This window comes from Streptomyces sp. NPDC005925, assembly GCF_040638805.1.
GTDB lineage: Bacteria > Actinomycetota > Actinomycetes > Streptomycetales > Streptomycetaceae > Streptomyces.
Window position 1 is genome coordinate 31,892 of sequence record NZ_JBEXVL010000018.1, and the last position, 13,281, is coordinate 45,172.

14 protein-coding genes are annotated in these 13,281 nt (G+C 71.4%); 4 read left to right on the forward strand and 10 right to left on the reverse strand.

Translation table 11 applies throughout. From position 1 onward, the window contains the following. Nucleotides 1-143 precede the first annotated feature (143 nt). From ABZ354_RS20380 to ABZ354_RS20415, 8 genes are all read right to left on the reverse strand, one after another. Complete coding sequence (locus ABZ354_RS20380) at nucleotides 144-518, reverse strand: rhodanese-like domain-containing protein (protein WP_358658709.1); 375 nt, start codon at nucleotides 516-518, stop codon at nucleotides 144-146. A gap of 68 nt (nucleotides 519-586) precedes the next feature. Further along, complete coding sequence (locus ABZ354_RS20385) at nucleotides 587-1,138, reverse strand: cysteine dioxygenase (RefSeq protein ID WP_358658611.1); 552 nt, start codon at nucleotides 1,136-1,138, stop codon at nucleotides 587-589. A gap of 73 nt (nucleotides 1,139-1,211) precedes the next feature. Next, the gene (locus ABZ354_RS20390; protein WP_358658613.1) at nucleotides 1,212-1,400 is read right to left on the reverse strand and encodes a putative leader peptide; all 189 of its coding nucleotides are present in this window, start codon (nucleotides 1,398-1,400) and stop codon (nucleotides 1,212-1,214) included. Between the two features lie 144 nt (nucleotides 1,401-1,544). Continuing rightward, nucleotides 1,545-3,155: an FAD-dependent monooxygenase gene (locus tag ABZ354_RS20395; RefSeq protein WP_358658614.1), complete on the reverse strand. Its 1,611-nt coding sequence runs from the start codon at nucleotides 3,153-3,155 to the stop codon at nucleotides 1,545-1,547. A 176-nt stretch (nucleotides 3,156-3,331) separates the two neighbouring features. Continuing rightward, nucleotides 3,332-4,234, reverse strand: coding sequence for an amino acid ABC transporter permease (locus ABZ354_RS20400; protein ID WP_358658616.1), 903 nt, complete (start codon nucleotides 4,232-4,234; stop codon nucleotides 3,332-3,334). Then, nucleotides 4,231-4,899, reverse strand: coding sequence for an amino acid ABC transporter permease (locus ABZ354_RS20405; RefSeq protein WP_358658618.1), 669 nt, complete (start codon nucleotides 4,897-4,899; stop codon nucleotides 4,231-4,233). The genes ABZ354_RS20400 and ABZ354_RS20405 overlap by 4 nt, the downstream gene beginning before the upstream one ends. A gap of 133 nt (nucleotides 4,900-5,032) precedes the next feature. Next, nucleotides 5,033-5,872, reverse strand: a complete 840-nt coding sequence (locus ABZ354_RS20410) for a glutamate ABC transporter substrate-binding protein (RefSeq protein WP_358658620.1) — start codon at nucleotides 5,870-5,872, stop codon at nucleotides 5,033-5,035. An 81-nt stretch (nucleotides 5,873-5,953) separates the two neighbouring features. Further along, the gene (locus tag ABZ354_RS20415) at nucleotides 5,954-6,730 is read right to left on the reverse strand and encodes an amino acid ABC transporter ATP-binding protein (RefSeq protein ID WP_358658622.1); all 777 of its coding nucleotides are present in this window, start codon (nucleotides 6,728-6,730) and stop codon (nucleotides 5,954-5,956) included. A gap of 308 nt (nucleotides 6,731-7,038) precedes the next feature. Here ABZ354_RS20415 and ABZ354_RS20420 point away from each other — a divergent pair, with 308 nt between their 5' ends. Both ABZ354_RS20420 and ABZ354_RS20425 read left to right on the forward strand, forming a co-directional pair. Further along, nucleotides 7,039-7,725, forward strand: coding sequence for a response regulator transcription factor (locus tag ABZ354_RS20420; protein WP_358658623.1), 687 nt, complete (start codon nucleotides 7,039-7,041; stop codon nucleotides 7,723-7,725). Between the two features lie 9 nt (nucleotides 7,726-7,734). Further along, the gene (locus ABZ354_RS20425; RefSeq protein WP_358658625.1) at nucleotides 7,735-9,126 is read left to right on the forward strand and encodes an ATP-binding protein; all 1,392 of its coding nucleotides are present in this window, start codon (nucleotides 7,735-7,737) and stop codon (nucleotides 9,124-9,126) included. An 18-nt stretch (nucleotides 9,127-9,144) separates the two neighbouring features. Here the strand turns inward: ABZ354_RS20425 and ABZ354_RS20430 are convergent, their stop codons facing one another. Then, nucleotides 9,145-10,140, reverse strand: a complete 996-nt coding sequence (locus ABZ354_RS20430; protein ID WP_358658627.1) for a TAXI family TRAP transporter solute-binding subunit — start codon at nucleotides 10,138-10,140, stop codon at nucleotides 9,145-9,147. Nucleotides 10,141-10,348: 208 nt separating this feature from the next. On the opposite strand from ABZ354_RS20430, the gene miaB reads away from it, so the two are divergent. Beyond that, complete coding sequence (gene miaB, locus ABZ354_RS20435; protein ID WP_358658629.1) at nucleotides 10,349-11,869, forward strand: tRNA (N6-isopentenyl adenosine(37)-C2)-methylthiotransferase MiaB; 1,521 nt, start codon at nucleotides 10,349-10,351, stop codon at nucleotides 11,867-11,869. A gap of 95 nt (nucleotides 11,870-11,964) precedes the next feature. After that, nucleotides 11,965-12,681, forward strand: coding sequence for a class III extradiol dioxygenase subunit B-like domain-containing protein (locus ABZ354_RS20440; RefSeq protein WP_358658631.1), 717 nt, complete (start codon nucleotides 11,965-11,967; stop codon nucleotides 12,679-12,681). 276 nt (nucleotides 12,682-12,957) lie between these two features. On the opposite strand, the gene ABZ354_RS20445 is transcribed toward ABZ354_RS20440, so the two are convergent. Continuing rightward, nucleotides 12,958-13,254, reverse strand: coding sequence for an antitoxin (locus tag ABZ354_RS20445; RefSeq protein ID WP_358658711.1), 297 nt, complete (start codon nucleotides 13,252-13,254; stop codon nucleotides 12,958-12,960). Nucleotides 13,255-13,281 lie beyond the last annotated feature (27 nt).

Sequence of the window (13,281 nt, forward strand, 5' to 3'; positions counted from 1 at the left end):
GCCCGCAGCCCGCAGCCCGCAGCCCGCAGCCCGCAGCCCGCAGCCCGCAGCCCGCAGCCCGCAGCCCGCAGCCCGCAGCCCGCAGCCCGCAGCCCCGCCGCGTTCCTACGACGCCACGATCCGCGGTCTCGTCGGCCGACGGCTCACGCCGGCACGACCGGCAACCCGTCGTTCCGCCACGCCTGGAATCCGCCCACCAGATCGGTGGCCCGGTGGAGGCCCAGCCGGTGCAGGGAGTCGACAGCCAGGCTGGAGGCGTAGCCCTCGTCACAGACGACGACGATCCGCAGGTCGTGGTCCGTCGCCTCGGTGACGCGGTGGCTTCCGCGGGGGTCGAGGCGCCACTCCAGTTCGTTGCGTTCGACGACGAGCGCGCCCGGGATCAGCCCGTCCCGCTCGCGCAGGGCCGCGTAACGGATGTCCACCAGCAGCGCGTCACCGTCACGCGCCGCCTCGTGGGCCTCCCGTGGCCCGAGGCGCTCGTAGCCGTCCCGCACCCGCTCCAGCAACTCGTCGATGCCGAGGGGTGGTCGACCCGGGCCCGTGCTGCTCGCGCCGGGTGCCTCCGGCGGCTCGGCGGTCGGTGTCACTGCCAGTCCTTCGGCAGTTCCACCTGCTCCAGCCGCAGCACCTGGCCCGCGCGGGTGTAGCGGCGGATACGCGGCAGAGGCGGGTAGTAGGCGTGGAGGGAGATCGCGTGGCGGTCGGAGGACTCGTTGAGGACCTCGTGCACGTGGTGTCGTCCGAAGGCGCGGCCCTGCCCGGCTGCCAGCCGTCGCTCCCGGTCCACGCCCTCGGTGAGCTCCAGGGTCTTCCAGCCGTCGGTGGGCAGGCGGGCGGCGAGTGAGTACTCCCGCAGTTCACCGGTCGCCGTGAGGAAGGCGCCGACCGAGTCGGCGTGGTCGTGCCAGCCGGTGCCCGTGCCGGGCGGCCACCCGATCAGCCAGGCCTCGCTGCCGCCGGGCCCGTCCAGCCGTAGCCAGGTGCGGCCCTCCGGGTCGAGCGGGAGGGAGTCGATCAGTTCGGTGTCGGCGGCGGTCCGCCGGACGAAGTCGAGCAGCTCGGCCTGCGTGGGGGCGGGACCGGCGGAGGCGGGGGCGGAGGTGGCAGACGCGGCGGGGCCGGGAGAGACAGACATGGAACCGTCCTGAGGAGATTCGCGGGGTCGCGCGTGGCCGAAGGGCGGCACTGCGCGCGAGGGATGGGCGAAGTCAGCAGGACGTACGACACACGCAGCCCGCATAGCGGACGAGGTCCATATGGACCCTCCGCCACAGGTGCGTAGAGGTGTCGGTCACGGTCCGGAGTAGACCACGGCCTTCCGGAATGGTCAACTCCCCGTCACCTTGCGGACACACGCCGACGACGGGCACGGTCAACCCGTCACACTGCGGACGCACGCCGAAGGCGGACCCGGCCGACTCCCCGTGCGCAGGAAGGCGACGGCGCGGGCGCCCCGCACCGTCCCCGACATCCTGCGCGCACCTCCAGCGACCGCAGGCACCACACCCACCGCCTCACCGTCCCCGCTCCCACCGCGGAGCTCAATGCGACCCGGCACGCTCCTCCGCTCCCGTGGCCGCGTCGGCGCCGCCGCCCACCGCAGCCTCGGCGGCCGTGTACAGGTCGGCCGGGCGTACTCCGGTCAGGGCCGTGACGAGATGGCCGTCGGGGCGGACCAGGAGCACCGTGTGGGCGCTCGCGCCCGGGTAACTGTCGGCGACGAGGAGTTCCGCGGTGTGCGGCAGCGCGGCCACCGCGGCGACCAGGCGGGGCATGATGCCGGCGCTCATCCAGTGTTTGCGCTCCCACACGCCCGTGCCCGGCGCGACGAGCACCACGAGCAGTGCGCCGCGCCCCAGCCGGTCCCGCAGCCGTACGAGTGTGCCGTCCTCCGCCGTCACCGGCACGTCGGTGACCTGCGCGCCGGGCGGCGTGCCGACCGGAGCCTCCCCGTCGAGGGGCGGGGCGGCGAGGGGGGAGGCGGCGTACGTGCCGGGCGCGCCCAGGGCGCCGCGCCCGAGGTGACCGTCGGTGAGCAGCGTGTCGTGGCCGCGGGCGGCGCCGGGGACGAACGAGCGCAGGCCTCCCGGGCCGCCCCGCAGTATGGGCAGCGACTGGTCGGCCGCGCGCAGCCGGGCGGCGACGGCGCCGCGCCGCTCCTCCTGGTAGCTGTCGAGGAGGGTTTCGTTCGGGCCGTGGTGCCAGGCCAGGGCCAGTTTCCAGCCGAGGTTGTCGGCGTCCTTGAGGCCCTCGTCGAGGCCGTGCGTGCCGAGCGCGCCGAGGAGGTGCGCCGCGTCCCCGGCGAGGAGGACGCGCCCGACCCGCCAGCGCCGGGCCAGCCGGTGGTGGACGGTGTGCACCCCGGTGTCGAGCAGTTCGTACGGCGGTGTGGTGCCGCCCGACCAGCCGGCCAGGGTCTCCCGGATGCGGGACACCAGCAGCTCGGGCGTGACGAGGTCCTTGCCCGGGGGGAGCAGCCAGTCCAGTCGCCACACCCCGCCGGGCAGCGGGCGGGCGGTGATCTCGCCGGCGGCAGGGCCGGTCATGCGCCATGGTGGGAGGCAGTGCAGCAGGGCCCGGCCGGGCCAGGGGAGTTCGGTGCGCAGCGCGGCGACGGCGTGCCGCTCGACCGCCGTACGGCCCGGGAAGCGGATGTCCTGGAGTTTGCGGACGGTCGAGCGGGGGCCGTCGCAGCCGACCACGTAACTGCCGCGCCACCAGGTGCCGTTGGGGCCGCGGGTGTGGACCGTGACGCCGGACGTCTCCTGCTCCACGCCGTCGACCCTGCTGTCCACGGCGATCCGCACCCGTGGCTCGCGGGCGAGGGCGGCGCGCAGGGCGCCGCTCAGCACGTGCTGTGCGAGGTGCAGTGGGGCGGGCTCGTCCTCGTCGAAAAGGACCTCGCGCATCACCTGCCTGCGCCGCATCGACCGCCATCCGGCCCAATGGGTGCCGGCCCGCGCGAAGGGCACCCCGGTGAGCCGTTCCAGCAGGGCGACGGTTTCCTCGCGCAGGACGACGGTGCGCGCCAGGCGCGGTTCGTCCGCTCCGGGGCCTTCGTCCAGAACGACGCAGGGCACGTCCTGACGCGCCAGCGCCAGGGCGAGCGTGAGCCCGACGGGCCCCGCTCCGACCACGATCACCGGGTCCACGGCGCGGCGCCCCCTGCCCGCAGTCGTGACCTGAGAGACGTAAGTGAACAGGACATTGGAGCAGGGTGCACGATCACAGAACGTATGCAACCCATTGCCGCTGCTTGCGTCAAGTGACGGAGGCAGCGGCGATCACGCCACTGCCTCCGTGCGGGTCACCAGGGGTTGAAGGGACGTCAGGGACGCCTGTCGGTCTTCTGCGGGGCGCCGATCTCGGCGGTGTTCAGCTCATCGACCTCGTCCGCGCCGAGAACCGCGCCCGTGCTCCGCTTGCTGCGGCGCAGCACGCCCTCCAGCCAGGAGGCGAAGGAGGTGAGCATGAAGTTGAGCACGATGAAGATGATCGCGACGACGATGAAGCTCGGGATGACGTTGGCGTAGTTGGCCGCCAGCGTGCTGCGCGCGTTCAGCAACTCGGTGAAGCTGAAGAACACTCCACCGAGGGCGGTGTCCTTCACGATGACCACGAGCTGGCTGACGATGGCCGGCAGCATGGCGGTGACGGCCTGCGGCAGCAGGATGGTCCGCATCGTCTGGCCCCTGCGCAGACCGATGGCGTACGCCGCCTCGGCCTGGCCCCTGGGCAGCGAGAGAATGCCGGCCCGGACGACCTCGGCGAGCACCGACGCGTTGTACAGCACCAGGCCGGTGACCACCGCGTAGAGGGGCCGGTCCTCACTGGAGACGTTCGAGTACCGGTTGTAGAGCTCGGCGGCGAACAGCATCATCATCAGCACCGGAATGGCGCGGAAGAACTCGACCACGACGCCGGCCGGCGCCCGCATCCAGCGGTGGTCGGAGAGGCGGGCGATGCCCAGCGCCGCGCCCAGCGGCAGCGCGATGACCACGGAGAGCGCCGCGGCCTTGAGGGTGTTGCCGAGCCCCGGCAGCAGGTACGTCGTCCAGGCCTGGGAGGTCGTGAACGGCTCCCACAGGGACCACGTCAGCTGGTTCTTCTCGTCCATGGTGCGCCAGATCCACCACAGGAACAGGGCGAGCAGGACGAAGAAGACGACCGAGACGAGCAGGTTGCGCCGCTTGGCGCGGGGGCCCGGTGTGTCGTAAAGGACGGAACTCATCGCTTCACCGCCAGTCGCTTGCTGAGCCAGCCGAAGAACAGGCCCGTGGGAAGGGTCAGCACCACGAAACCGAGGGCGAAGATCGCAGCGATCGGCACTACCTGAGCCTCGTTCTCGAGCATCACCTTCATCAGGGCCGCGGCTTCGGCGACGCTGATGGCGGAGGCGACGGTGGTGTTCTTGGTGAGGGCGATCAGCACATTGGCCAGCGGGCCGATGACCGACCGGAAAGCCTGCGGGAGCACGATCAGCTTCAGGGTCTGGGTGAAGTTCAGCCCGATCGCGCGGGCCGCCTCGGCCTGGCCGAGGGGCACCGTGTTGATGCCGGAACGGATCGCCTCACACACGAACGCCGCGTGGTAGACGGACAGCCCGAAGATGGCGAGACGGAAACCCTGGGCGTCGAAGTTGCCCTCCGCGCCCAGCGTCATGCCGAAGATGTCGGCGAGGCCGAGCGAGGCGAAGACGATGATGACCGTCAGGGGGATGTTCCGGACGAGGTTCACGTAGGCGGTGCCGAAGCCGCGCATCAGCGGGACCGGACTGACCCGCATGGCGGCCAGCACCGTGCCCAGGATCAGGGAGCCGATCGCGGAGAGGACGGTGAGTTTCACCGTCATCCAGAACGCCGCCAGAACGTCGTAGCCTTCAAGAAAGTCGAACACGATCTCCCCCGCTTCCGGGTGTGTGGCGTAGTGAAGGGTGTGGCGCGCCGCCGCCGCGGGGAGGCGTGGACGGCGGCGCACCCGCGGAACCCTGCGTTACCTGCCGGATTCCTGCTTCAGCGGAGTTCCGCGACTACTGGACGATCTGGCCGATCTTCGGCGCGGGCTCGTTCTTGTAGTTCGCCGGGCCGAAGTTGGCCTTGACGGCCTTCTCCCACGAACCGTCGGAGACCATTTTCTCCAGCGCCTTGTTGATCTTGTCGACGGTCGCGGAGTCGCCCTTCTTGACACCGATGCCGTAGTTCTCGTTGCTCAGCTTGAGGCCGGCGAGCTTGAACTGACCCTTGTACTTGTCCTGGGAGGCGAAGCCCGCGAGGATCGAGTCGTCCGTGGTCAGCGCGTCCACGGAGCCGGCCTGCAGGCCGGCGATGCACTCGGAGTAGCCGGGCAGCTGCTTGAGCTGGGCCTTCGGGGCGATGGTGTTCTTGACGTTCTGCGCCGAGGTGGAACCGGTCACCGAACACAGCTTCTTGCCGTTGAGGTCGGTGCCCTTGCTGATGTCCGAGTCCTTCTTGACCAGCAGGTCCTGGTGGGCCAGCAGGTACGGGCCGGCGAAGTCGACCTTCGCCTTGCGCTCGTCGGTGATCGAGTACGTGGCGGCGATGAACTTCACGTCCCCGCGGGCCAGCGCGGTCTCACGGTCGGCGCTCTTGGTCTCGACCCACTCGATCTGGTCCGGCTTGTAACCGAGTTGCTTGGCGACGTACGTGGCGACGTCCACGTCGAAGCCGGAGAAGGAACCGTCCGGCTCCTTCAGACCCAGACCGGGCTGGTCGTACTTGATGCCGACCTTGATCTTGTCGCCGCCGCCCGAGCCACTGGCGCTGTCCTTGTCGTCGCCGCCGCACGCGGTGGCGGTCAGGACGAGCGTGAGCGCCACGGCCGAAGCGGCGGTGATCCTGCGGAGCTTCATGGTGGAGATCCTTCGATGTGAGTAACGGATGCGGGCCGTCCGTGCCGGTACGGCGCGGTGATCAGTCGTACAGGGTCCTGATCAGTGGTGCAGGATCTTCGACAGGAAATCCTTGGCGCGATCGCTGCGCGGATTGCTGAAGAACTGGTCGGGCGCAGCCTCCTCGACAATCCGGCCGTCCGCCATGAACACCACGCGGTTTGCCGCCGATCGTGCGAAACCCATCTCGTGGGTGACGACGATCATGGTCATGCCGTCGCGGGCGAGCTGCTGCATGACCTCCAGGACCTCGTTGATCATCTCAGGGTCGAGGGCCGAGGTCGGCTCGTCGAAGAGCATCACCTTCGGGTCCATGGCCAGGGCCCGGGCGATGGCGACGCGCTGCTGCTGGCCGCCGGAGAGCTGCGCCGGGTACTTGTCGGCCTGAGTGGCCACGCCGACCCGGTCGAGCAGCTGACGCGCCTTCTCCTCGGCCGTCTTCCGGTCGGCCCTGCGGACCTTGATCTGACCCAGCATCACGTTCTCGAGCACGGTCTTGTGCGCGAAGAGGTTGAAGGACTGGAAGACCATGCCGACGTCGGCGCGCAGCCGGGCCAGTGCCTTGCCCTCCTGCGGCAGCGGATTGCCGTCGATCGCGATCGTGCCGGAGTCGATGGTCTCCAGGCGGTTGATGGTGCGGCACAGCGTGGACTTACCGGACCCGGAGGGTCCGATGACCACGACGACCTCGCCGCGGGCGATTGTCAGGTCGATGTCCTGGAGTACGTGCAACGCGCCGAAGTGCTTGTTGACGCTCTTCAGGACGACCAGTTCGCCGGTTGCGGCCACGTCTTCCTTGGCCACCGATACTTCGGTCATCGCTCTCAGGCTCCGTCCCCTCGGTTTCGGAGGACAGTAGTGACCTTCGCCACCAGCGTCATTACATCTGAGGTGAATCTGAGGATCACGATCCGATAGCAATCAAACGCGTGTCGTACCGTGGGCGAGCAGGGTGCGTTCCGGCCCCGTAACAGTGGGGATCCGCAACCCGCGACCCTCTTGACGCCGCCCTCGACCATCGGCGTGACTTCATGGGACGCACGCGCGCGTGCCCGTGCTGTTCCGCGCTGCCGGACAGCACGTATACCCGCCGAAATGGTACGGCCGATGAACCGAGAGGGGCCTGGATGAGACTGCTGCTCGTCGAGGACGACAATCATGTCGCCGCAGCGCTGTCCGCGATCCTGGCCCGGCACGGCTTCGACGTCACGCACGCGCGCAGTGGCGAGGAAGCCCTCCGGGCCCTGGTCCCCGAGAGCGACGGCTTCGGTGTCGTCCTCCTCGACCTCGGCCTGCCCGACCAGGACGGTTACGAGGTGTGCAGCAAGATCCGCAAGCGCACCGCCACTCCCGTGATCATGGTGACCGCGCGCGCCGACGTCCGCTCCCGCATCCACGGCCTGAATCTCGGCGCCGACGACTACGTCGTGAAGCCCTACGACACCGGCGAGCTCCTCGCCCGCATCCACGCGGTGAGCCGGCGCACCACGCAGGAGGACAGCTCCGGTGGCGTCGAGACGGCCCTGCGGCTCGGGCCCGTGCGCATCGAGCTGCCGACCCGGCAGGTCACCGTGGACGGCACGGTCGTCCAGCTCACCCGCAAGGAGTTCGACCTGCTCGCGCTGCTCGCGCAGCGGCCCGGCGTCGTCTTCCGCCGCGAGCAGATCATCAGCGAGGTGTGGCGGACCAGCTGGGAGGGGACCGGCCGCACGCTGGAGGTGCACGTCGCGTCCCTGCGGTCCAAGTTGGGCATACCGGCGCTCATCGAGACCGTACGCGGCGTGGGCTACCGGCTCGCCGCCCCGGCGTCGTAGCGGGCCGGGGTGCGCACACGTCTCCTGCCGCTGCTGATCGTCCTGATGGCGGCCGTCCTACTGGCCCTCGGCGTCCCGCTGGCCGCCGGCGTGGCCGCGGCCGAGCAGCAGAGCGTCGTCGTCGACCGGATCGACGACACCGCGCGCTTCGCGGCCCTCGCCCAGTTCGTCGCCGACGACCCCACGGCCAAGGACGAACGCCTGGAGACCCTCCGGCGCGAACTGCGCAGCTATTACCGGGTCTACGGCATCCGGGCCGGCGTCTTCTACGGATCCCGCACGCCCATGGCGCACGCCCCGGGCACGTGGCGCCTGCCCCGCTCCGGGCAGGTGCACGACGCCTTCGGGGAGGCGCTGCTCAGCCGCCGCAGCCACGACCAGGAGCAGATCTGGCCCTGGCAGCGCCACAACCTCGTCGTCGCCTCGCCCGTCATCCGGGACGGCGACGTCGTCGCGGTCGTCATCCTCGAGTCGCCCACCGACCGCATGCGGTCGCGCACCCTGCACGGCTGGCTGATCGTCGGCGCGGGCGAGATCACCGCGATGCTGCTGGCGGTCGGCGCGGCGCTGCGGCTGACCGGCTGGGTCCTCAGGCCCGTACGCATCCTCGACGCCACCACCCACGACATAGCCACCGGGCGTCTGAAGTCACGGGTCGCGGCCACCGGAGGGCCCCCGGAACTCCGGCGCCTGGCCCGGTCGTTCAACGAGATGGCGGACCACGTCGAGAACGTGCTGGAGCAGCAGCGCGCCTTCGTCGCCGACGCCTCCCACCAACTGCGCAACCCGCTCTCGGCCCTGCTGCTGCGCATCGAGCTGCTCGCGCTGGAACTGCCGAAGGACAACGCGGAGATCGCCTCCGTACAGGCCGAGGGCAGGCGGCTGGCGCGGGTCCTGGACGACCTGCTCGACCTGGCGCTCGCCGAGCACTCCAAGATCGAGCTGACGCTCACCGACATCGGCGCCCTGACCGCCGAGCGCGTCGCCGCCTGGGCGCCGAGCGCGGAGGCCAAGGGCGTACGGCTGGTGGGCGACTGCCCGGCCACCACCGCCTGGGTCGACCCCGTCACCCTGTCCAGCGCGCTGGACGCGGTCATCGACAACGCGGTCAAGTTCACGCCGGGCGGTGAGAGCGTGCGGGTCACCGTCTCCTCCGCCGCCGGGAACTCCAGCGTCGTCGTCGCCGACCACGGACCCGGCCTGACCGACGACGAACTCGGCCGCGTCGGCGACCGCTTCTGGCGCAGCGGCCGGCACCAGAACGTGAAGGGCTCCGGCCTCGGACTGTCCATCTCCCGCGCCCTGCTCGCGGCGGGCGGCGGCACCATCACCTACGACCACCACGAGCCGCACGGCCTGGAAGTGACACTGACGGTGCCACGGACGGGACCGGTGCCGTGACCCCCTGCGGAGGGCCGGCTACGGCTTGACCGAGCGGTAGTAGCGGCGGGCGCCCTTGTGCAGGGTCAGCGGGTCCGTGTAGATCGCGGTCCGCAGGTCCACGAGCTGCGCGGAGTGGACGGACTCACCGATGACGTCCCGGCTCTGGAGCACGGTCCGGGTCACCCACTCCACGAGCCGGGGGTCGAGGTCCGCGCGCGTGATCAGCACGTTGGACACGGCGATCGTCGGCACCGACGTGCCGGTCGGGATGACGGCATACGCCGAATCCGGGATGTTCCGCGCGCGGTAGTAGCGGGTGGCGCCGCCCTGCCGGTGCAGTTTCGCGACCAGGTCGTCCTCGATCGGCACGAACCGCAGCGCGGACCGTTCGGCCAGCGCGTTCACGCCGTCCGTGGGCAGCCCGCCCGACCAGAAGAAGGCGTCGATGCTCTTGCCGAGCCGCTTCGGGCCGGTGTCGATGCCGTCGGCCTCGGGTGAGATGTCCTTCTCCGAGTCGATGCCCGCCGCGCGCAGCACCCGGTCGGCGATCAGACGCACGCCCGAGCCGGGCGGCCCGATCGACACCCGCCGGCCCTTCAGGTCCGATACCGAGTGGATGTCCGAGTCCGGCGCCACCACGAGCTGCACGTAGTCGTCGTAGAGCCGGGCCACGCCACGCAGTGCGCCGGCGCCCTCCCGGCCGGACAGCCGGTACGTCTCCACCGCGTCGGCCGCCGCGATCGCGAAGCCGGCCTGCCCGAGCGCCACCCGCTTCACGTTCTCCTGCGAACCGGCGCTGGTCAGCAGCCGTACGTCCAGGTCCGGCATGTCCTCGTCGAGCTTCTCCTTCAGCAGCTTGCCGTACTTCTGGTAGACCCCCGCCTTCGTGCCGGTGCTCAGCGTCGTCCTCCCGCTCGGCGGTGCCTCGCCCAGCGGCAGCAGCCACCACAGCAGCAGTCCGAGCGCGACGACACCGGCCGCGGCGGCCCGGAGGGCCCGGCGGCCGGAGGGACGGGACACGACAGGTGACATGCGCGCGATCCTGCCAGCCGGGACGCGGTGGAGACCAGCACGGGACGCCACCCCAGACGGACGAGACCCGAAGAGTCCGGAAACGAACCCCCGGGCCCCGCCCTGGACGAGCCCCCGGCCGAGCCTCGGTGAAGCCCTTCACCCGGCCCCGGTCCGGGTTGTCCACAGGCGGCCGGACCACGTCCACGGACGGCCTACTCTTGTCTGCATGAGCAGCATCGACCGGAGCCAGTCAGTGGGCGGCACACGCACGTACGAGGTCCGCACCTACGGGTGCCAGATGAACGTCCACGACTCAGAGCGATTGGCCGGTCTGCTGGAGGACGCGGGCTACGTCCCCGCCCCCGAGGGCTCCCACGGCGAGGCCGACGTCGTCGTCTTCAACACGTGCGCCGTACGGGAGAACGCCGACAACAAGCTGTACGGCAACCTCGGCCACCTCGCCCCGAAGAAGGCGCAGCGCCCCGGCATGCAGATCGCGGTCGGCGGCTGCCTGGCGCAGAAGGACCGCGACACCATCGTGAAGCGGGCCCCCTGGGTGGACGTCGTCTTCGGCACCCACAACATCGGCAGGCTGCCCGTCCTGCTGGAGCGCGCCCGCGTGCGGGAAGAGGCGCAGGTCGAGATCGCCGAGTCCCTCGAGGCGTTCCCCTCCACGCTGCCCACCCGGCGCGAGAGTGCCTACGCCGCCTGGGTGTCCATCTCCGTCGGCTGCAACAACACCTGCACGTTCTGCATCGTCCCCGCCCTGCGCGGCAAGGAGAAGGACCGCCGTCCCGGTGACATCCTCGCCGAGGTCGAGGCCCTGGTCGCCGAGGGCGTCAGCGAGATTACGCTCCTCGGCCAGAACGTGAACGCGTACGGCTCGGACATCGGCGACCGCGAGGCCTTCAGCAAGCTGCTGCGCGCCTGCGGCACCATCGACGGGCTGGAGCGTGTCCGCTTCACCTCGCCGCACCCGCGTGACTTCACGGACGACGTGATCGCGGCGATGGCCGAGACGCCGAACGTGATGCCGCAGCTGCACATGCCGCTCCAGTCCGGCTCGGACCCGGTCCTGAAGGCGATGCGGCGCTCCTACCGCCAGGAGCGCTACCTGGGGATCATCGAGAAGGTGCGGGCCGCGATCCCGCACGCGGCGATCACCACCGACATCATCGTGGGCTTCCCCGGCGAGACCGAGGAGGACTTCGAGCAGACCCTGCACGTCGTACGCGAGGCCCGCTTCGCGCAGGCGTACACCTTCCAGTACTCCAAGCGGCCCGGCACGCCCGCCGCCGAGATGGACGGCCAGATCCCCAAGAAGGTCGTCCAGGAGCGGTACGAGCGGCTGGTCGCCCTCCAGGAGGAGATCTCCTGGGAGGAGAACAAGAAGCAGGTCGGCCGCACCCTGGAGCTGATGGTCGCCGAGGGCGAGGGCCGCAAGGACGACGCCACCCACCGTCTCTCCGGCCGCGCCCCCGACGCCCGCCTGGTGCACTTCACCAAGCCCGAGCAGACCGTCCGCCCAGGCGACGTGGTCACCGTCGAGGTCACCTACGCCGCCCCGCACCACCTGCTCGCCGAGGGCGCCGTCCTCGACGTGCGCCCCACGCGCGCGGGCGACGCCTGGGAGAAGCGGAACGCCGCGGAGGCGGCCGGGCCGAAGGGCGTACTGCTCGGGCTGCCCAAGGTGGGCGCACCGGCCCCGTTGCCGGTCGCCACGGGCAGCGGCTGCGGCTGCGACTGAGCCGACCGACCGGTCCCGGGGAGCGCGCTGCCTCCGCTGCGGCGGCCGTGCCCCGCGCCGCGCACGACGGCGGGGCCGGGGTTACGCTGCCGATCATGCTTGTCGCCGCCGCAGTCTGCCCCTGCCCGCCGTTGCTCGTACCCGAGGTCGCCGCGGGCGCCGCTGCCGAGCTGGACGCCGCGCGTGCCGCGTGCTCGGACGCGCTCGGCGTGCTCGCGGCCGCCCGCCCCGAGCGGCTCGTGGTCCTCGGCCCCACCCCGGGCGCCGGGACCGAGAGCTACCCGGAGGGCACCCCGGGCTCGTTCCGGGGCTTCGGCGTGAACCTCGGCGTACGTCTGGGGCGGGGCGACCGGCCGGACAGCGGCCGGGAGTTGCCGGTGTCGCTGGCCGTGGCCGCGTGGCTGCTGGAGCGGTGGCAGGGCCTGCCGGACGTGCCCGTCGAGGGCATCGGCGTGAGCGGGACGGCCGGGACCGAGCGGTGCGTGCGCCGGGGCCGGGACCTCGCCGCGGGTCCCGGGCGGGTCGCGCTGCTCGTCATGGGCGACGGCAGCGCCTGCCGCACGCTCAAGGCGCCCGGGTACTTCGACGAGCGGGCCGAACCCTTCGACGCGGAGATCGCCCGGTCCCTCGGCGCCGCCGACCTCGCCGCGCTCACCGCACTGGACGCCGGCCTCGCCCGCGAGCTGCAGGCCGCGGGCCGGGCGCCCTGGCAGGTCCTGGCCGGCGCTGCCGAGGGCACGCGCCTGGGCGGGGCGCTGCTGTACGAGGACGCGCCGTACGGGGTCGGGTACTTCGTGGCGGCCTGGTCGTAGACCGGACTCCGGCCGAACCTCGGCAGAACCCGGATCGGACCCGACTGGATTCCGGCGACGCCCCGGCGGACCCGTGCCGATTCCGGCGACAAGCCGGGCCTCTGCCGAATGACAACCGGGCAACAGCCGGATCCCGGCCGGGCCGCCGTCGGGTGCCGACCGGGCCCCTCCGGGTTCCGGGACGACGCGGTGGGCGGCGGAGCGTCTTCCGCCCCGGCCGCCCGTCGGTTGCGTCGTACCGGTCGTGTCCGGCGACTCGTCCCGGAGGAGGGCAGGTCAGGAGGTGGGCGGGGGACCGGCCGGCGGCGTCGTGCCGCCCGTGCCGCCCGGCGCGCCCGGTCCGCCGGTGCCGTCCTGCGGGCCCTCGTGGTGGGCGAGCCGGTCCATGGCCTCCTTGGCCTTGCCGGAACCCGACCGGATCCCCTTGCTGTACTTGCCCTTGGTCCGCTCGTCGACGGCTTTCGCGGCCTTGTCGATGCCGCTCTGGATCTTGTCCCCGTGCTGCTGCGCGAGCCCGGAGGCCTTGCCCTTGGCCGGACCCAGCTTGCCCTTCAGGTTCTCCATGAGGCCCATTCGTTCACCTTTCACCGGGACAATAGT